Below are 17580 nucleotides of genomic sequence, written 5' to 3'. Positions count from 1 at the left end.
ATGAGCTATCAACCGCAAACCGAAGCCGCCACCAGCCGATTCCTCAACGTCGACGAAGGGGGCCGCACGCTGCGTATCCATATCAATGACTGCGGCGACGGGAAAGAGACCGTGGTGATGCTCCACGGCTCCGGGCCGGGGGCTACCGGCTGGGCCAACTTCAGCCGCAATATTGACCCGCTGGTCGAGGCGGGCTATCGCGTGCTGCTCCTCGACTGTCCGGGGTGGGGGAAGAGCGATTCGATCATCAACAGCGGCTCGCGTTCGGATCTCAACGCCCGCATTTTGAAAAGCGTGGTCGATCAGCTGGGGATCGATAAAGTCCATCTGCTGGGCAACTCGATGGGCGGCCACAGCGCAGTGGCCTTCACCCTGAGCTGGCCGGAGCGGGTGGATAAGCTGGTGCTGATGGGCGGGGGGACCGGCGGCATGAGCCTGTTCACGCCGATGCCGACGGAGGGCATCAAGCTGCTGAACGCCCTGTACCGCGAGCCGACCATTGAAAACCTGAAGAAGATGATGAGCATTTTCGTCTTTGACACCCGCGACCTCACTGACGCGCTGTTCGAGGCGCGGCTAAACAATATGCTGTCGCGCCGCGACCATCTGGACAACTTCGTCAAGAGCCTCGAAGCCAACCCGAAGCAGTTCCCTGACTTTGGCCCGCGGCTCGGCGAGATCGCTGCGCCAACTCTGATCGTCTGGGGACGCAACGACCGCTTCGTGCCGATGGACGCCGGGCTGCGCCTGCTCGCCGGGATCGCCGGCTCTGAGCTGCATATTTACCGCGACTGCGGCCACTGGGCGCAGTGGGAACATGCCGACAGTTTTAATCAGCTGGTGCTCAATTTCCTCGCACGAGCCTAAGGAGTAATGATGACTTTTTCTCTTGACGCGCTGGCGCAGCAGCTGCGCGACGCCGAACGGACCGGCCAGGCGATCGCCCCGCTGCGCGATATCCTCGGCGTCGACAACGCCGACGCCGCCTACGCCATCCAGCGTCTGAACGTTCAGCACCACGTGGCCCATGGCCGGCGGGTAGTGGGCCGCAAGGTAGGCCTGACCCATCCCAAAGTGCAGCAGCAACTGGGGGTCAACCAGCCGGATTTCGGCACCCTGTTTGCCGACATGTGCTACGGCGACAACGCCGACGTGCCGTTTGGCCGCGTGCTGCAGCCGAAGGTGGAGGCCGAGATCGCCCTGGTGCTGAAACATGATTTGCCCCATGCCGATACCACTTTTGATGAACTGTATAACGCCATCGAATGGGTGCTGCCGGCGCTGGAGGTGGTGGGCAGCCGCATTCGCGACTGGTCAATCGGCTTTGTCGACACCGTCGCCGATAACGCCTCCTGCGGCCTGTACGTCATCGGCGGCCCGGCGCAGCGCCCGGCGGGGCTGGATCTGAAGCAGTGCGCCATGCGGATGACCCGCAACCAGGAGCTGGTCTCCAGCGGCCGGGGCAGCGAGTGCCTGGGGCATCCGCTGAACGCCGCGGTCTGGCTGGCGCGCAAGATGGCCAGCCTCGGCGAACCGTTGCAGGCGGGGGATATCGTGCTCACCGGGGCGCTAGGCCCAATGGTGGCGATTAACGAGGGGGACAGCTTTGTCGCCCATATTGAAGGTATTGGCTCAGTCGCGGCACGCTTCGTCGCCGCCGGAGAAGGACATCGTGATGCGTAAACGTAAAGTCGCCATTATCGGCTCCGGAAATATCGGCACCGATTTAATGATTAAAATTCTGCGCCACGGCCAGCATCTTGAAATGGCGGTGATGGTCGGCATCGACCCGCAGTCGGATGGTCTGGCCCGCGCCCGGCGCATGGGGGTAGCGACCACCCACGAAGGGGTGGGCGGCCTGATGCAGATGGCGGAGTTTGCCGATATCGACTTCGTCTTCGACGCCACCAGCGCCGGGGCGCACGTCAAAAACGATGCCGCGCTGCGCGAAGCGAAGCCGGGGATCCGCGTCATCGACCTGACGCCGGCGGCGATTGGCCCATACTGCGTGCCGGTGGTCAACCTCGCGGCCAACCTCCACCAGGGCAACGTCAATATGGTGACCTGCGGCGGCCAGGCGACCATCCCGATGGTCGCCGCGGTTTCGCGGGTGGCGAAAGTGCATTATGCAGAGATCGTGGCCTCCATCGCCAGTCAATCCGCCGGGCCGGGCACGCGGGCGAATATCGACGAATTCACCGAAACCACCTCGCAGGCGATTGAAAAAGTGGGCGGCGCGGACAAGGGCAAGGCGATTATCGTGCTGAACCCGGCGGAGCCGCCGCTGATGATGCGCGATACCGTGTATGTGCTGAGCGAGATGGCGTCCCAGGAGGCGATTGCCGCCTCGATCGCCGAGATGGCGGCGGCGGTGCAGGCTTACGTGCCTGGCTACCGGCTGAAGCAGCAGGTGCAGTTTGAGGTTATCCCCGAGGATAATCCGGTCAACCTCCCCGGCGTGGGCCGTTTTTCCGGCCTGAAAACCGCGGTTTACCTCGAAGTGGAAGGGGCGGCGCACTATCTGCCGGCGTACGCCGGCAACCTCGATATTATGACCTCGGCGGCGCTGGCGACGGCAGAGCAAATGGCCGGGGCAATGAATAGCGCGGCGGGAGCGACAGCATGAACGGTAAAAAACTCTACATTTCGGATGTGACGCTGCGCGATGGTATGCACGCTATTCGTCACCAGTATTCCCTGGCGCAGGTGCAGCAGATTGCCGGCGCGCTGGATAAGGCGGGGGTGGACTCCATCGAAGTGGCCCACGGCGATGGGCTGCAGGGATCCAGCTTCAACTACGGCTTTGGCGCCCACAGTGATATCGCCTGGATTGAAGCGGCGGCGGCGGTGGTCAGCCAGGCGAAAATCGCCACCTTGCTGCTGCCGGGCATCGGCAAGCTGCACGACCTGAAAGCCGCGTATCAGGCCGGGGCGCGGGTGGTGCGGGTCGCCACCCACTGCAGCGAAGCGGACGTCGCGGCGCAGCATATTGCCTTTGCCCGCGAGCTGGGGATGGACACCGTCGGTTTTCTGATGATGAGCCATATGATCTCCCCGCAGGCGCTGGCGCAGCAGGCGCTGAAGATGGAATCCTATGGGGCGACCTGCATCTACGTGGTGGATTCCGGCGGGGCGATGACCATGAACGACATTCGCGACCGCTTCCGCGCGCTGAAGGCGGTGCTGAAGCCGGAGACCGCCACCGGGATGCATGCCCACCATAACCTGAGCCTCGGGGTGGCCAACTCTATCGTCGCGGTGGAAGAGGGCTGCGATCGCATAGACGCTAGCCTGGCCGGGATGGGGGCGGGGGCGGGCAATGCGCCGCTGGAGGTGTTTATTGCCGCCGCCGACAAGCTCGGCTGGCAACATGGCACCGATCTCTATGCGCTGATGAACGCCGCCGACGAGCTGGTGCGGCCGCTGCAGGACCGCCCGGTGCGCGTCGACCGCGAAACGCTGGCGCTGGGCTACGCCGGGGTCTACTCCAGCTTCCTGCGCCACAGCGAAGCGGCGGCGGCGCGCTATGGCCTCAGCGCGGTGGATATTCTCGTCGAGCTGGGCAAACGGCGGATGGTCGGCGGCCAGGAGGATATGATCGTCGACGTCGCGCTGGATCTGCTTAACCGCCAAAAATAACAACGCGCGGCTGACCACGCATCAGCCGCCCATCACCTGATCCGCTTGTCCGGCTATCGCCAAGGTACCCTATGACCAAGATAACGACCACAAACTCCTCGCGCCTGATGGTCACCATCGGGCTCTGTTTTATGGTGGCCCTGATGGAGGGGCTGGATCTGCAGGCGGCGGGGATCGCCGCCGTCGGCATGGCGCAGGCCTTTGCGCTGGATAAAATGCAGATGGGCTGGATCTTCAGCGCCGGGATCCTCGGCTTGCTGCCCGGCGCGCTGGTGGGCGGCATGCTCGCGGACCGCCACGGGCGCAAACGCATCCTGCTGAGCTCGGTGCTGTTGTTTGGCCTGTTCTCGCTGGCCACCGCGGTGGCCTGGAGCTTCCCGACGCTGCTGCTGGCGCGCCTGCTCACCGGCGTCGGGCTGGGGGCGGCATTGCCGAACCTGATTGCCTTAACCTCGGAAGCCGCTGGCCCACGCTTTCGCGGCCGGGCGGTGAGCCTGATGTACTGCGGCGTGCCCATTGGCGCCGCGCTGGCGGCGGCGCTGGGGTTCTCTGGCCTCGCCGCGGCCTGGCAGACCATCTTCTGGATTGGCGGCGTGGTCCCGCTGCTGCTGATCCCGCTGTTGATGCGCTGGCTGCCGGAGTCGCAGGCGTTTCAGCGCGTGGAGACCAGCGTGCCGCTGCGCACCCTTTTTGCCCCGGGACATGCTGCCGCCACGCTGCTGCTGTGGCTGGGCTATTTCTTCACCCTGCTGGTGGTCTATATGCTCATCAACTGGCTGCCGATGCTGCTGGTGGGCCAGGGGTTCAGCGCCAGCCAGGCGGCGGGGGTGATGTTCTCTCTGCAGATCGGCGCCGCCTGCGGTACTTTGCTGCTGGGCGCGCTGATGGATAAGCTTACTCCGCTGCGCATGTCGCTTCTGATATACAGCGGCATTCTGGCATCGCTGCTGGCGCTGGGCAGTGCGTCGACGCTGAGCGGGATGCTGCTGGCGGGGTTTGTGGCCGGGCTGTTCGCCACCGGCGGCCAGAGCGTGCTCTACGCGCTGGCGCCGCTCTTCTATCCCGCGGCGATCCGCGCTACCGGGGTCGGCACCGCCGTGGCGGTGGGCCGCCTCGGGGCGATGAGCGGCCCTTTGCTGGCCGGCAAGATGCTGGCCCTCGGCACCGGCACCGTCGGGGTGATGGCAGCCTCAGCGCCGGGCATCGTGCTGGCCGGCGTGGCGGTGTTCTGGCTGATGCATCGCCAGCAGCGCGCGGCCATGGTCTGATGCTGTCCGGCGGTCTGGCGGAAAAATGCCGGGCCGCCGCCTTGCCTCTCCGCGTGTCCTGGCCTAAGGTAAGACATCATTCCCTGTCGTTTATCGTCTCTATGGCTTACCGCTCCCGCTTGCTCGACGCTATCCCTGGCATCCGCCACGCGTTTCTCGATGTCCACGAAACCGCCGCTTTTCCCTATGCCGAATTGGCCCCGGTGAAGCTGGTCCATGGCAATGAGGTGCATCACTATCAGCAGCCGCTGCCGACGCGGCCGCACGCCGACGCGGTGTTTACCGCCGTGGCCGGGCAAAAGGTGGGGGTGGTGACCGCCGACTGCCTGCCGATACTGATCGCCTCGCGCGACGGTCGCTTCGTCTGCAGCGTCCATGCCGGCTGGCAGGGGCTGGCCAGCGGCATTGTCGACAACAGTCTGGCGACTTTTCGCCAGCAGGGGGTGGCGCTGGCCGATCTGGTTATCGCCGTGGGGCCGCATATTCACCCTTGCTGTTACGAAGTCTCCGCCGGATTTTATCAGCAACTGCTGGACCAGCCCGGCGGTGATCGGGTGGCCCGGCACCGCCAGCGGCTGTTCCATTCCCGTTCGGGCCCGGTCAGCGATCCGCTTAAAGCCGCCGCACGCGGCAGCGATAATCTGTGGTTTGATCTGCGCGCTTTCGCTGAAGCGATCTTCGCAGAGGCGGGGGTGGCGCCGGCGAGCGTTGAATGGCTAGGGAGCTGCACCTATTGCACGCCGCAATCGCTGGGCTCCTACCGGCGCCGGACCCATTTTCCGGCGCCGAAGAGCTTTCAGTACTCGTGGATCATGCGTCAGGCCTGAGGCGCGCTGGCGTTAGATCACCCGAAAACCGTGGGTGCCGTCGCGGGCCAGCTGATCCACCAGGCCGTACTCCCACTCCAGATAGGCCTGCATGGCCTCTGCGGAATTATCGGTCCCTTCATAGGGACGGCGATAGCGGTCCCGGCGCTCGACGGCGAGGCCGTCGTCGCCATGGGCCAGCGGCAGACCGGCGGCGATCCACGCCAGCGTCCCGCCGCGCAATACCTGTACCGGCTTATCGGTTAAGGCCGCCACCTCGGGCACCGCGTAGCGGGCCAGCAGGCTGCTGCCGCAGGTCACCACGTAACGTTGCGCGGGAGGGATCGCTTCCAGGGCCTGGCGCAGCTGCGAGCGCGTCAGCCACCACGCGCCGGGGATATGGCGGGCGACAAAGTTGGCGCTGGTGGTAAAATCGAGCACCACCGTCCCGGGCTCCTCCAGCTGTTGCGCCAGCTGCGCCGGGCTTATCTCCTCCGCCGGCGGGGCGGGGGGCACTTCGGCGGCCGGCACCCCGCGCTCGCTCAGCTGGCTGGCCGACAGCGCGCTCAGCCGCGCCGTCTCCCAGCCCATCTGCGCCAGCCACGAGCCGGTCATCGCCGCCCGGACGCCATCGTCATCCAGTAACACTATCCGCGCTCCCCGCACGCTGGCGAAGTGATCGGTCTCCTGCACCAGCTGGCCGCCTGGCGCGCTCAGGCTGCCAGGATAGTGGCCCGCCGCGTACTCCTCGGGGCTGCGGACATCAAACAGGAAGGTGGTGCGGTCGCTCTGCTGCCGCCAGCGTTGTAGCGTCGCTTCATCGATGACTGCCACCCCGGCCCGTTCGGCGAGATGCGCCGCCTCGGCGGCCCGGACGCCGGAGGCGCGGGCGGAGGGGTCGTATTGCCGCTGCTGCTGGTGCGCCAGCGTCTGACCAGCCAGCGTCCAGCCGATAGTGCCATTGCGCAGGGCATGGACCGGGTTCGGCACCCCGGCGTTGATCAGCGACTGGGTGCCGATGATGCTGCGGGTGCGTCCGGCGCAGTTGACGATGATCGGCGTCTGCGGGGAGGGCGTCAGGCTCTCCACCCGCAGGACCAGCTCGCCGCCGGGCACGCTGATGCTGCCAGGGATGCTCATGGTCTGGTACTCATCGAAGCGCCGGGCGTCGACGATCACCACCTCCTGCCGGCTGTCGATGAGCGCCTGAACCTCCTGGGCGCTGAGCGACGGCGTGTGACGCACGCTTTCCACCAGCTCGCCAAAAGCTTTACTGGCAGAGTTGACGTCCTGAAACAGCTCGCCGCCGCTACGGCGCCAGCCGGCGAGACCCTCGGCCAGCAGGGCCACATCCTGATAGCCCCAGGTCCGCAGCCGTTCGACGGCGATCTCCGCCAGCCCTTCGCCGTTGTCGTAGACGGTGATCGGGGTGGTGAAGCGCGGTATCCGCCGGCGGACCTCCAGCTCCAGTTTGCTGAGCGGCAGATTGACGGCAAACAGTGGATGAGCGGTGGCGAAATCGGCCTCTTCACGGACGTCGATCAGCGCCAGTTCACGACGGTCGAGCAACGCCTGACGGAGCCCGGCGGCCTGGCGATAAGCGTAAGTGGACATAATGGTTATCCTTGGTGTTCGCGGGAGGAATCCCAGATATTGGGTAAATGGCGGTTGGAGTAGCCGGATATAAACGGTTTTTGCTGGCCTTCCGGGGTATACACTGCGCGCTTCACCGCGCCGATGTTGCCGCCGTAAACATGTATGCTGATGGAGACGCGATCCGCCAGCGCATTGCTGACGCGATGAATGTCGCCATCGTCAGCGGAGACTTTCTCCACCTGACCTGCCTGCAGAAGCGTGGCGGCGCCCAGCGCGCGCGGTATGCCATCGGCATCCAGCTGGTAGCGTTGATTTTCCTCCGCGCCGCGCAGCATCCCAATGGCGCCCCACACCCGGTGGTCATGGATCGGCGTCGCCTGTCCCGGCCCCCAGACGAAGCTGACGATCGAGAAGCGCTCGCCGGAGTCGGCATGCAGCAGATACTGCTGGTAATGGTGTGGGTGCGGCAGGGTGTACTCTTCCGGCAGCCAGTCGTCGTGACGCACCAGCGCCGCCAGCCGCTGCGCCACGGCGTCAAGCAGCGGCGCGGTCGAGTGGTGTTCCCGGTGCAGACGGTCAACCTCATGAATAAAATGGCGTAATTTTTCCAGTCGTGGTGCAGTCATGTGCGCTTCCTGTCAGAGGGACTGGTCAAAACGCTAACAGAGGCGTTAATATTATTTAAATGCAATTTACGCATATATTAATATGCAAATTTCACATAAGGATCCTATGCGCATCGACGATATTGACGCTCTGCTGGCCACAGTGCAGTTTTCTTCCCTCAATCAGGCGGCGGATTATCTGGGGATCACCCAGTCGGCGATCACCCGGCGCCTGCAGCGTCTGGAGCAGGAGCTGAACGTCACGCTGTTAGCGCGTCAGACCCGCCCGCTGACCCTGACCGCCGCCGGTCAGCGGGTGTACGAGCAGTGCCTGAGCATTAAGCGCGAGACGAAAAAGCTCTACAGCCTGTTGGATCCGCAAGGCGAGCCGCGCGGCGCGCTGCGTCTCGGCGTACCGCAGAGTATCAGCGAGATCGCGCTGCCGGCGGCGCTGGCGGCGCTGAGCCAGCAGTTTTCCGCACTGTCCCCGCAGGTCACCTGCGGCTGGAGCGGAGAGCTGCAGCGCCGGCTGGAAAACGGCGAACTGGACGGGATGCTGGCGATGGGCCCCGCCCAGCAGACCCTCGCCGAGGGCTACAGCGGGCGTCTGCTGTGCCCCCTGGAGGTGGTGCCGATTGCCGCCCGGCGGCTGAATCTGCGGGCGTCGTCGCTGCGGGAGTGCGTCGAACAGGGCTGGATCCTTAACCCCGATGGCTGTGGCCTGCGCGCCGGGCTCATCCGCGAGCTGCAAAGCCAGGGCCTGCGCCTGAAGCTTAACGTCGAGAGCGCGGGCGCTCAGCTGCAGATGGCGCTGGTGGCGCAGGGACTGGGGCTGGGTCTGGTGCCGCGGGCGGCGCTGGCGGCCAGCCCGTGGCGGGACGAGATCGAGGTCGTCAACCTCAGCGATTTTCAGCCTGCGGTGTCGCTGTGGCTGATCCACGCTCAGTATCTGGCCAACCTGCAGTCGCCGCTGATCTTTTTCGCCAGCAAAGTGGTGCAGCAGCTGACAGTATCTGACTGAAAACACTATTCATTTTCTATTAATGCAAGACTTGCATATTAAGATATGCTAAAAATGCATTTTGTTCATTAACACACTCTGTATAGGGTAATGACCAGCGCCGCCGTCGCGGCCACTCCATTACCCTGACGCAAGGAGTTGTTCATGAGCATTCAGTTTCTTGGCATGATTGGCCACCGCCTCTCTTCCGAAACGATTGCCCCGGTGGGGCCGATCTTTGACCGCGACTATATTGTTCGCTTCGCGCAAACCCATGAAGCCGCCGGGTTCGATCGCCTGCTGGTGGGTCACTGGTCCGATCAACCCGACGGCTTTCTGGTAACCGCCCTGGCCGGACTATCGACGCAGAAAATTCAGTACCTGCTGGCCCATCGCCCCGGTTTTGTATCGCCGACCCTCGCCGCGCGCAAATTCGCCACCCTTGAGCATCTGCTGGGGGGCCGGCTGGCGGTGCATATCATCAGCGGCGGCAATGACGCCGAGCAGCGCCGGGACGGCGATTACCTCGACCACGACCAGCGCTATGCCCGCACCGACGCCTTCCTCGACGTGGTGCGCCAGGTGTGGACCAGCGAGCAGCCTGTCGATATTCACAACGATTTTTATCAGGCCGAACAGGCCTGGTCAGCTATTCGTCCGCTGCAAAAGCCGCATCTTCCCATCTACTTTGGCGGCTCGTCGGAAGCGGCCATCGCCGTCGCCGGCAAACATGCCGACGTCTTCGCCCTGTGGGGCGAGTCGCTGGCGCAAACCGGCGAGACCATCCAGCGCGTGCGCGCCGAAGCGGCGAAACACCAGCGTGACATCGGTTTCAGCGTCTCGTTCCGGCCGATTATCGCCGACAGCGAAGCCGAGGCCTGGGAGAAAGCCGAGCATATCCTGCATGTCGCCACCGAGCAGGCGGCGCAGCGCGGGGGCGGTTTCAAGGCCAAACCGGACAGCATCGGCGCCCAGCGGCTGCGGGCCACCGCCGCGCAGGGCAGAGTGGTGGACAAACGCCTGTGGACCGGCATCGCCCAGCTGGTGGGCGGCGGGCATAACTCTACCGCCCTGGTGGGCACCCCGGAGCAGGTGGCTGATGCGCTGCTCGATTACTACGACCTCGGGGTGCACAACTTCCTGATCCGCGGATTCGACCCGCTGAACGATGCGGCAGACTACGGCCGGGCGCTGTTGCCGATCGCTCGTGAAAAAGCCGCGCGGCGTGCGGCGGCGGAGCGCGCATCGTGATCCATCCTGAACGCGACGACTGGGCGCAGCAGCTGACGGCGGTACGCCAACAGATGGCGGAGCAGGCGGCCAGCCTCGACGCCAGCGGCGACTTTCCCTGGCGCAATATCGACCACCTGCGCGCGGGGGGCTGGTTAAGCCTCGCCGTGCCGCGTGCTTACGGCGGCGCGGGCGCCAGCCTGGCCCAGCTGCAGCAGGCCATCGCCGCCATCGCCTGGGGTGAGCCGGCGACGGCGCTGATCGTCTGCATGCAGTATCTGCACCATTTGCGGCTGGCGGAAAACGACGCCTGGCACGCGCCGCTGCGCCAGCAGGTTTTTCACGACGCCGTCGAACGCGGTGGCCTGATCAACAGCCTGCGCGTTGAGCCGGAGCTGGGTTCCCCGGCGCGGGGCGGCCTGCCGGACACCGTGGCGAGCCGCTGCGCGGACGGCTGGGACATCAACGGTCATAAAATCTATACCACCGGCATTGAAGGGCTACGCTGGCTGGCGGTATGGGCGAGAAGCGATGATAACCCGCCGCGGGTGGGCACCTGGCTGGTGCCTGGCGACAGCGCCGGGATTAGCGTGGTGAAAAGCTGGGATCACGCCGGGATGCGGGCCACCGGCAGCCATGAGGTGATTTTTCGCCACGTGCGGGTGGCGGCAGAGCACGCGGTGGATGTCTGGCCTGTCGATGCACCACCCTCTGCCCAGGCGGAACCGTTGCGCCTGTTCGCCAACCGGCAGACGGCGCTGCTGGCGGCGATCTATGACGGCATCGCCCGCGCCGCTCACCACTGGCTGGTGAGGTGGCTGACGGGGCGGGTGCCCGCGGGCCTCGGCCATCCGCTTTCCCGCCTGCCGCGGGTGCAGGAGAAGGTCGGACAGATCGCCGGGCTGCTGCTGGTGAACCGCAGCCTGCTGGAGCAGGCCGCCGCGCTGCGCTTTTCCGCCATCGAGGCCAATCTGGCGAAAGTCACCATTACCGACAACGCCATTCAGGCGGTGAATATCGCGCTCGAGTTGACCGGTAATCATGGCCTCAGCCGACAGAACCCGCTGGAACGCCACTACCGTAATGTGCTCTGCGGCCGGGTGCATACCCCGCAGAGCGACAGCGCCTGGCTGGCAGCCGGCCACTTCGTCTTTCAATCACAAGGATAATCACGATGCGTCTATCATTCTCAGGCCGGGTGGCGGCAGCGCTGATGCTGCTGGCGCTGGGCGGTTACGCGACGGCGCAGGAGCGGCTTACCCTGCGCATCGCCGATCAAAAAGGCGGCATGCGTTCGCAGCTGGAGGCGGCCAACGCCCTGCAAAACCTCCCCTATGACATTAAGTGGGCTGAATTCCCGGCCGCCGCGCCGCTGGCGGAAGCCCTTAACGCGGGCGCCGTGGACGCGGGGATCATCGGCGATGCGCCGCTGCTCTTCGCCCTGGCTAACGGCGCGCCGGTGAAAGCGATTGCCGTGGACAAAAGCAATCCGGCGGGGACCGCGGTGCTGGTTTCCCCCGGCAGCGCGATAAAAACCGCCGCCGGGTTAAAAGGCAAGCGCATTGCCACCGGCAAAGGGTCGATTGGTCATTTCGTGGCGCTGAAAGCGCTCGAGCAGGCGGGCATCTCGCCGAAGGAGGTGCAGTGGGTGTTCCTCGGCCCGGTGGACGCCAAAGTGGCGCTGCTTAACGGTTCGGTGGACGCCTGGGCGACCTGGGAGCCCTACACCACCCAAATGGTGAAGACCAACGAGGGGCAGATCCTGGTGAGCGGCAAAGGGCTGCTGCCGGGGAATACCTTCCTTGCGGCAACGGATTCCGCGCTTAACGATCCGCAAAAGCGCGCCGCGCTGCAGGATTATCTCCAGCGCCTGGCCGGCGCCGAGCGCTGGGCCTACGCCAATCTCGACAGCTACGGCAAAACGCTGGGGGAGATCATCCGCTTCCCGGCGGAGATCGCCCGCGCACAGTTTGCCAACCGCCAGTCGCAGTGGCAGCCGCTGGCAGAGGAAACCGTGACCCAGCAGCAGGCGACGGCGGACTTTTATCTCGCCAACGGCCTGATCCGCACCCGGCTGGACGTGAAGCCGACCTTTGACCCCAGCTTTAGCGTGCCCGCCGCGCCGGCCCACGCGGAGGTGACGCCATGAGCCGATCCGCTTTTTCCCGCCGCCGTTTTTTACAGCTTAGCGGCGGCCTGGCGCTGGCCGGGGTTTCTCTGCCGCTGTGGGCTCACGATATGGCGGAGATGGCCAGCGGCGATGCCCATCCGGCGCTGCGCCTGCCTCAGCCTTACAAGATCAAGCTGGCGATCAACAAAAGTGCGGTATGCCTCGCGCCGGTCGCCGTCGCCGAGCAGCAGAAGATTTTCAGTAAATATAACCTCGACGTTGAGTTTGTTAACTTCGGTAACTCCACCGATGTGCTGCTGGAGGCGATCGCCACCGGCAAGGCCGACGCCGGGGTGGGGATGGCGCTTCGCTGGCTGAAGGCGCTGGAGCAGGGTTTTGACGTCAAGCTCACCGCCGGTACCCACGGCGGCTGTCTGAACCTGCTGACGGCCAAAGACTCGCCGTTCGGCGGCCTCGAGAGCCTGAAGGGACAAACCATCGGCGTCACCGACATGGCCGGGCCGGATAAAAACTTCTTCGCCATTCTGCTTAAGCGCCACGGTATCGACCCGATCAGCGACGTGCAGTGGAAAGTCTACCCGGCGGATCTGCTCAGCGTGGCGCTGGACAAGCGCGAAATCGCCGCCATCAGCGGCAGCGAGCCGTTCAGCTATCGGCTGCTGAAGACCGGCAAGTATCAGCTTGTCGCCAGCAATATGACCGGAGATTATGCCAACCTCAGCTGCTGCGTGCTGGGGGTGAGCGGGAGCCTGGCGCGGGACCATAAACCGGCCGCCGCGGCGCTCACTCAGGCGATCCTTGAAGCGCACAGCTATGCCGCAGAACACCCGGAAAGCGTGGCGCAATCCTTCCTTGCCCATGCGCTCAATACCAATGAAGCGGAGGTGAGCGGCATTCTGCACGGGCAGGGGCACGGCCACCACGCGGTGGGTGAGGCGTTCGTGAAAGAGCTGACGCAGTACGCGGTCGACCTGCAGCGGGTGCAGGTGATCAAACCGGGCACCGATCCCCATCAGTTTGCGGAGAGTATCTATGCCAACGTCTTCGCTTGAGCAGGCTCTGGCGCGCCCCACCGGCCGCGCGCCGCTGTGGGGAGAAGGGCTGCTGGCCGCCGCGCTGTGGCTGCTGGGCGGTCTGTTTACTCTGACCTGGCCCGATGCCGGGCGGCGCTGGCCGTTTAGCGAGGGCTGGGCGCTGGCGCAGTTCACCTTCGGCGGCGGCTTGCTGCTGCTGGCGCTGAGCTATCGCTACTGGCGAGCGCGCGGCGCGCGCGTGCGGCATGCCGGCAAGTGGCTGGCGCTGCTGCCGGTGCTGTTCGCTGCCTGGGAAGGGCTGACCGCCAAGAGCGGCGTGCTGCCGGTGCCGTTTTTCGCGCCGCCGCAGGCGCTGATCGAGGTGCTGCATGATGACTGGCCGCGCCTGCTCGACAGCCTGTTGCACTCCCTGGGGCTGCTGGGGCTCGGCGTGCTGCTCGGCACCAGCAGCGGGTTCATCACCGGTCTGGCCATTGGCTGGTCGCAACGGATTGGCTACTGGGTCCATCCGGTGTTACGCCTGCTGGGGCCGGTGCCGTCTACCGCGCTGCTGCCGCTGTGCCTGTTTATTTTTCCGTCAAGCTTCGGCGCCAGTGTGTTTTTGATTGCGCTGAGCACCTGGTTCCCGGTCACGGTGCTGACCTGGTCCGGGGTCATTGGCATTGACAAGGCATGGTACGACGTGGCGCGGACCCTCGGCGCCAGCCAGCGTTTCCTGATCCTGCGGGTGGCGATCCCCGCCGCGCTGCCGAACGTCTTTGTCGGCCTGTTTATGGGGCTTGGCGCGTCGTTTTCGGTGCTGATTGTGGCTGAAATGGTCGGGGTGAAGTCGGGGATCGGCTTTTACCTCCAGTGGGCCCAGGGCTGGGCGGCCTATCCCAATATGTACGCCGCGCTGCTGGTGATGGCCTTGCTGTGCTCCGGCCTGATTAGCGGATTATTTATGCTGCGCGATAAGCTGCTGAGCTGGCAGCGGGGAGGGATGCAATGGTAACCGCGACGTCAGGTTCGCAGACGATAGCGCGCGGCGCGGCGGTATCGATAAGCCATCTTCATCACGCGTTTACGCTCGGCAAACAGGCGGTGCCGGTGCTGGAGAATATCAGCCTGCAGCTGCGGCCGGGGGAAAGCGTGGCGCTGCTGGGTCCTTCCGGCTGCGGTAAATCCACCCTGCTGCGGCTGCTGGCCGGGCTGGAAGCGCCGCAGAGCGGACAGATGCAGTTCGACGGCGCGCCGCTCGGCGCTCCGGGGCCGGAGCGCATACTGGTGTTTCAGGATCCGACGCTCTATCCGTGGCTGACGGTGCGGCAGAACGTACTGCTGGGCCCGCAGGCGCAGGGCAAAAGGGGGCTGGAAGCAAAGGCCGACGCGCTGATTGACCGCATCGGGCTGCAGGCCTTCAGCGAAGCGTGGCCGCGGCAGCTGTCAGGGGGGATGGCGCAGCGCGCCGCGCTGGCGCGCGCGTTGTTGAACGAGCCGCGCCTGCTGCTGCTCGACGAACCGCTGGGCAAGCTGGACTCGCTGACCCGCATCAGTATGCAGCGGGAGCTGATCGCCCTCTGGCAGCAGCAGGGTTATACCAGCCTGCTGGTGACCCACGATATCGAAGAGGCGCTGCTGCTGTGCGAGCGGGTGCTGGTGATGTCGCCGCGTCCGGGGCGGATTATCGCCGAGTTCGCCTTGCCGCTGGCCTTTCCCCGCCATCGCGATAACCCGCAGCTGCTGCAGCATCGTCAGGATATATTGCGCATCCTCGGCCAGGAGGAGGACTGGTAAGGTGAACGCATTGCCCGGTGGCGGCTGCGACAAAGGTCACGGAAAGGTAGGCCGGTGCAAGCGCAGCGCCGCCCGGCAATCGACATCCGGCGCCAGTGTAAGGGTTAAAAATCCATCTTCACCGTGAACTGCACCTCGCGCGGATCGCCAATCTGGTTACCGAGGTTATTGGTGCCGATGGAAGAGGTGTAATAGGTCTTATCAAACAGGTTCTTCACGTTCACCTGCAGCGTCACCGGATACTGCAGCTTCATCTTATAGGCGGCGAACACGTCTGCCACCGCATAGCCCGGCAGATAATAATCCGCGCCGTTGGTGCCGGAGCGCTTGCTGACCGCATGGCCGCCGCCGCCGATCGTCAGGGTGTTGCTGTTGTAGACGTTATGAATGTCATAGGTCAGGAACAGCGAACCGGTGTGCTTCGGTACGTTCGGCAGCGGTTTCCCCGCGTAATCCGGATCTTCCAGCACTTTGGCGTCGGTATAGCCGTAGCTGGCAATCATGCTGAGGTTATCGGTAATTGACCCGGCCAGATCCACCTCCACCCCCTGGGAACGCACCTTGCCCGCGGTTTTCGCCACCGTCTCATCGCCAATACTCTCGGTGTACAGCACGTTGCGCTTATGGATATCAAACAGCGCGATATTGGCGGTAATGCCCTCCAGCAGGTCGAATTTGGCGCCCACTTCGTAGGCGGTGGACTCTTCCGGCGGCAGCTCGCCGATATAGCTGGCAATCGACGACTGCGGCATAAACGACTGGGCGACGTTGGCGAACAGCGACACGTTCGGCGTCACTTTGTAGACCAGGCCGGCTTTCGGCGTCCATTTCTCATCTCGGCTGTCGGTATTGACGTTAAACGGTCGGCCTTTACCGGCGTACTGGGTGTAATACTGGTAGCGCACGCCGGCGACGGCGATCCAGTTGTCGGTGAGGTACAGCGCGTCCTGCACGTAAGCGGCATAGCTCTCCTGCTGGATCCGCTGATCGCTATCGGACGCGGAGACGGTATTGCAGGTGTCCAGGGTGCCGTAGACCGGATGATAGATGTTAAAGCCTTTCACGTTCTTGCAGCGCAGCATATCGGTGCGCAGCAGATCGTAATTCTCATAGGTGACGCCGGTCAGCAGTTCGTTATAAAAGCCACCCACCACCACGTTGCCCTGCAGGTCGGCGCGGGTCGAGTGCATCTTCTGTGTGGAGCCATGGGTACCGTCAACCCGGCGGGTGAGGTTGCCGGTCGCCGAGTCATAGGCCACCACTCGCGCCTGGTTATCGTTGTAGTGATCCTGGCTGTAGCTGTAGTCGAAGCGCGCGGTCCAGGCGTCGTTAAGGCGATACTCGGCGTTCAGCTGGGCGAGGTCGGAATAGCCATCGGTAATATTAAAGGCTTCATCGAAGCGGGTTTTGCGATCGACGTTCACCGCATGCCCGGTATTGAGATCGAAGATAGTGCCGCGGTCGAAGGGGGCGCTGTAGTCGCGGTGCGAATAGGACGCGGTCACCGTCGCCCGGTCGCCAAACCAGGTCAGGGAAGGGGCGATAAAGCGGCTTTTGTTTTTACCAAAGTTGCGCCAGTAATCCTCATTCTGATATTCGCCGATCAGCCGGTACGCCAGATTCGTGCCTTCGATGGGGCCGGTGACGTCGACGCTGCCGGTGCCGCCGCCAAAGCTGGTGGAGGTCCCGGAAACCGAACCGGAGAACTGCCGCTCCGGACGTTTGGTGATGACGTTGATCAGCCCGCCGGGATCGAGAATACCGTACAGCGTCGAGGCGGGTCCCTTCAGGACTTCCACCCGTTCGGTGGCGGCGTTAAAGCTGCGCGGCAGCACGGTGCGCAGGCCGTTGGTCATGATCGAGCCGTCGCGGTTAGCGCCGAAGCCGCGGCGGGTAAAAGCGTCCTGGGTGCCGCCAAGGGTGTTGGTCTGCACCACGTTGGCTACGTTATACAGCGCCTCATCGAGCGAGGTGGCGTGCTGATCTTCGAGAACCCGATCGCTGACGGTATTCACCACCTGCGGAATATCCAGCAGCGGCATTGAGGTCAACGTCGCGGTAGAGGAGCTGAGCGGTTGATAGCCGCTGGTGGCGCTCTGCCGGGCGTCGTTGGCCACCACGATGATGGTCTCTTCCGCATCGTTGTTATCTTTCGCCGCGTGATTTTCCGCGGCCATTAATCCCGGTGAGGCCAAAAAAAGAAGCGAAAAAAGCGCCCGCCCTTGCAACGAGGTGAAGGCGACATGGGGTTGAGTCATTATCTTTTTCTCGTGAACGAATCTGCCTTTGCGGTCAGATAAAGCCAATAAAATCATTGCCCTGGATAATAAAAACACGTGGTTTAGCGTCTGAACGCGCCTTTATATGTGTAATTGAGAATCATTCAACCATGAAGGAATGTAGTAGTAAACGTTATGCAAGATAAAATTTCAGCGGCGAGGAACAGGACGTTTTAAACGCCTCCAGTAGGGAGCATTATGTAGTTATCTCTTTGA

At 64.0% G+C, this 17580-nt stretch carries 15 protein-coding genes and 1 pseudogene; 13 read left to right on the top strand and 3 right to left on the bottom strand.

Annotated elements, in window-relative coordinates:
* From mhpC to CE636_RS04825, 6 genes are all read left to right on the top strand, one after another.
* A complete protein-coding gene (mhpC, locus tag CE636_RS04850) occupies positions 1-867 on the top strand; it encodes a 2-hydroxy-6-oxonona-2,4-dienedioate hydrolase (RefSeq protein WP_017901283.1) in 867 nt (288 codons plus the stop codon).
* A 9-nt stretch (positions 868-876) separates the two neighbouring features.
* Complete coding sequence (gene mhpD, locus CE636_RS04845; RefSeq protein ID WP_017901282.1) at positions 877-1683, top strand: 2-keto-4-pentenoate hydratase; 807 nt, start codon at positions 877-879, stop codon at positions 1681-1683.
* A complete protein-coding gene (gene mhpF / locus CE636_RS04840; RefSeq protein WP_017901281.1) occupies positions 1676-2626 on the top strand; it encodes an acetaldehyde dehydrogenase in 951 nt (316 codons plus the stop codon). The genes mhpD and mhpF overlap by 8 nt, the downstream gene beginning before the upstream one ends.
* Positions 2623-3639 (top strand): 4-hydroxy-2-oxovalerate aldolase, encoded by a 1017-nt coding sequence (gene mhpE / locus CE636_RS04835; RefSeq protein ID WP_017901280.1) that lies wholly within the window; start codon positions 2623-2625, stop codon positions 3637-3639. Before mhpF ends, mhpE begins: the two co-directional genes overlap by 4 nt.
* Before the next feature lie 71 nt (positions 3640-3710).
* Positions 3711-4907, top strand: coding sequence for a 3-(3-hydroxy-phenyl)propionate transporter MhpT (gene mhpT, locus CE636_RS04830; protein WP_017901279.1), 1197 nt, complete (start codon positions 3711-3713; stop codon positions 4905-4907).
* 101 nt (positions 4908-5008) lie between these two features.
* The gene (locus tag CE636_RS04825) at positions 5009-5734 is read left to right on the top strand and encodes a polyphenol oxidase family protein (RefSeq protein WP_025999346.1); all 726 of its coding nucleotides are present in this window, start codon (positions 5009-5011) and stop codon (positions 5732-5734) included.
* 12 nt (positions 5735-5746) lie between these two features.
* On the opposite strand, the gene CE636_RS04820 is transcribed toward CE636_RS04825, so the two are convergent.
* Entirely contained in the window at positions 5747-7327 is a 1581-nt protein-coding gene (locus CE636_RS04820; protein WP_017901277.1) for a rhodanese homology domain-containing protein, read from the bottom strand.
* A 5-nt stretch (positions 7328-7332) separates the two neighbouring features.
* Positions 7333-7935, bottom strand: coding sequence for a cysteine dioxygenase (locus tag CE636_RS04815; RefSeq protein WP_004203047.1), 603 nt, complete (start codon positions 7933-7935; stop codon positions 7333-7335).
* Between the two features lie 106 nt (positions 7936-8041).
* On the opposite strand from CE636_RS04815, the gene CE636_RS04810 reads away from it, so the two are divergent.
* The 7 genes and pseudogenes from CE636_RS04810 to CE636_RS04780 all read left to right on the top strand — a co-directional run bounded on the left by CE636_RS04810 (position 8042) and on the right by CE636_RS04780 (position 15085).
* Positions 8042-8935 carry a LysR family transcriptional regulator gene (locus CE636_RS04810; protein WP_017901276.1) on the top strand — a complete coding sequence of 298 codons (894 nt, stop codon included), beginning with the start codon at positions 8042-8044 and terminating at the stop codon, positions 8933-8935.
* A 144-nt stretch (positions 8936-9079) separates the two neighbouring features.
* Positions 9080-10175 (top strand): annotated as a pseudogene (locus CE636_RS04805) (LLM class flavin-dependent oxidoreductase).
* Positions 10162-11313, top strand: a complete 1152-nt coding sequence (locus CE636_RS04800; protein WP_017901274.1) for an acyl-CoA dehydrogenase family protein — start codon at positions 10162-10164, stop codon at positions 11311-11313. Before CE636_RS04805 ends, CE636_RS04800 begins: the two are co-directional and overlap by 14 nt.
* A gap of 5 nt (positions 11314-11318) precedes the next feature.
* The gene (locus CE636_RS04795) at positions 11319-12293 is read left to right on the top strand and encodes an ABC transporter substrate-binding protein (RefSeq protein WP_004203042.1); all 975 of its coding nucleotides are present in this window, start codon (positions 11319-11321) and stop codon (positions 12291-12293) included.
* Complete coding sequence (locus CE636_RS04790) at positions 12290-13327, top strand: ABC transporter substrate-binding protein (protein WP_017901273.1); 1038 nt, start codon at positions 12290-12292, stop codon at positions 13325-13327. Before CE636_RS04795 ends, CE636_RS04790 begins: the two co-directional genes overlap by 4 nt.
* Positions 13308-14303: an ABC transporter permease gene (locus tag CE636_RS04785; RefSeq protein ID WP_017901272.1), complete on the top strand. Its 996-nt coding sequence runs from the start codon at positions 13308-13310 to the stop codon at positions 14301-14303. Before CE636_RS04790 ends, CE636_RS04785 begins: the two co-directional genes overlap by 20 nt.
* Complete coding sequence (locus tag CE636_RS04780; protein WP_017901271.1) at positions 14297-15085, top strand: ABC transporter ATP-binding protein; 789 nt, start codon at positions 14297-14299, stop codon at positions 15083-15085. Before CE636_RS04785 ends, CE636_RS04780 begins: the two co-directional genes overlap by 7 nt.
* Before the next feature lie 104 nt (positions 15086-15189).
* Here CE636_RS04780 and CE636_RS04775 read toward each other — a convergent pair whose 3' ends face one another.
* Entirely contained in the window at positions 15190-17262 is a 2073-nt protein-coding gene (locus tag CE636_RS04775) for a TonB-dependent siderophore receptor (RefSeq protein WP_094354828.1), read from the bottom strand.
* Between the last annotated feature and the right edge of the window lie 318 nt (positions 17263-17580).

It is taken from the genome of Klebsiella sp. LY, assembly GCF_004010915.1.
GTDB classification, from domain to species: Bacteria; Pseudomonadota; Gammaproteobacteria; order Enterobacterales; family Enterobacteriaceae; genus Klebsiella; species Klebsiella quasipneumoniae.
This window is presented reverse-complemented; position numbering and strand designations above follow the sequence as displayed.

What these genes read in the sequence shown, in the direction of transcription:
- mhpC (WP_017901283.1), top strand. Translation starts at nt 1, where the DNA reads ATGAGCTATCAACCGCAAACCGAAGCCGCCACCAGCCGATTCCTCAAC.
- mhpD (WP_017901282.1), top strand. Translation starts at nt 877, where the DNA reads ATGACTTTTTCTCTTGACGCGCTGGCGCAGCAGCTGCGCGACGCCGAA.
- mhpF (WP_017901281.1), top strand. Translation starts at nt 1,676, where the DNA reads ATGCGTAAACGTAAAGTCGCCATTATCGGCTCCGGAAATATCGGCACC.
- mhpE (WP_017901280.1), top strand. Translation starts at nt 2,623, where the DNA reads ATGAACGGTAAAAAACTCTACATTTCGGATGTGACGCTGCGCGATGGT.
- mhpT (WP_017901279.1), top strand. Translation starts at nt 3,711, where the DNA reads ATGACCAAGATAACGACCACAAACTCCTCGCGCCTGATGGTCACCATC.
- CE636_RS04825 (WP_025999346.1), top strand. Translation starts at nt 5,009, where the DNA reads ATGGCTTACCGCTCCCGCTTGCTCGACGCTATCCCTGGCATCCGCCAC.
- CE636_RS04820 (WP_017901277.1), bottom strand. Translation starts at nt 7,327, where the DNA reads ATGTCCACTTACGCTTATCGCCAGGCCGCCGGGCTCCGTCAGGCGTTG.
- CE636_RS04815 (WP_004203047.1), bottom strand. Translation starts at nt 7,935, where the DNA reads ATGACTGCACCACGACTGGAAAAATTACGCCATTTTATTCATGAGGTT.
- CE636_RS04810 (WP_017901276.1), top strand. Translation starts at nt 8,042, where the DNA reads ATGCGCATCGACGATATTGACGCTCTGCTGGCCACAGTGCAGTTTTCT.
- CE636_RS04795 (WP_004203042.1), top strand. Translation starts at nt 11,319, where the DNA reads ATGCGTCTATCATTCTCAGGCCGGGTGGCGGCAGCGCTGATGCTGCTG.
- CE636_RS04790 (WP_017901273.1), top strand. Translation starts at nt 12,290, where the DNA reads ATGAGCCGATCCGCTTTTTCCCGCCGCCGTTTTTTACAGCTTAGCGGC.
- CE636_RS04785 (WP_017901272.1), top strand. Translation starts at nt 13,308, where the DNA reads ATGCCAACGTCTTCGCTTGAGCAGGCTCTGGCGCGCCCCACCGGCCGC.
- CE636_RS04780 (WP_017901271.1), top strand. Translation starts at nt 14,297, where the DNA reads ATGGTAACCGCGACGTCAGGTTCGCAGACGATAGCGCGCGGCGCGGCG.
- CE636_RS04775 (WP_094354828.1), bottom strand. Translation starts at nt 17,262, where the DNA reads ATGGCCGCGGAAAATCACGCGGCGAAAGATAACAACGATGCGGAAGAG.